Raw genomic sequence first — 781 nt, 5'->3', positions numbered from 1 at the left:
CCTAAAATAAATCCTTTTGAATCACAAGCTGTATGAAATGAATAAGCAAATGACTTTTCACGTTCATCCTTTACATAATAGCCACTCTCTGGATCAGTCGTACTGATCTTGATTTCTTTTGTTTCTTCTTTATTCTGTAGGGGTAAAGGCTTTTTTCCATGTTCTTCACGATCAATATTGATCTCCTCATGAAGCTGATTTTGATAACTTCTCGTCTCTACTCGAACGATTTTCTTTTCAAGTTTTTTCTTATTAGCGTTCGCTTTTACATGAGTTGAATCAATGAAGGCGATAGAAGGGTCAACGAGCCCTTTTTTCATCGCTTCTCTTAAGATTCGATAAAAAATTTGTTCAAATAAATCTGTATCGTGGAAGCGTCTCACATAGTTTTTACCGAAGGTAGAAAAGTGCGGAATTTTCTCGGAAAACCCATACCCAATAAACCAACGATAAGCAACGTTGGTTTCGATTTCTTTAATGGTTTGACGCATAGAGCGAATACCAAATAGATATTGAATCAAGACCATTTTAATGAGAACAACGGGATCAACACTTGGTCTACCATTGTCAGAACTATAATGATCTTTGACAAGATCATAAACGAAGTCAAAATCAATGGCTTGTTCAATTTTCCGCACAAGATGATCTTCAGGTACTAATTCGTCTAAAGCCACTACTTCTAATTGATTTCTTCTTTCTTCTTCACGTTTTGATAACATGTTCATCCCCCACAGAGTCGTGTTATTACCCTTATTATACAAAAAAGCTTGTAGACTTTGTC

At 35.6% G+C, this 781-nt stretch carries 1 pseudogene; it reads right to left on the bottom strand.

The features are described from left to right. Nucleotides 1-719, bottom strand: a pseudogene (locus tag R0K30_RS20990) (IS1182-like element ISBpu1 family transposase); the annotation flags it as partial. Nucleotides 720-781: the final 62 nt, after the last annotated feature.

The organism is Bacillus sp. SIMBA_154 (genome assembly GCF_046536015.1).
Classification (GTDB): Bacteria; Bacillota; Bacilli; order Bacillales; family Bacillaceae; genus Bacillus; species Bacillus pumilus_P.
Note: the sequence above shows the minus strand (reverse complement) of the source record. Positions and strands in the feature narration are given on the sequence as shown.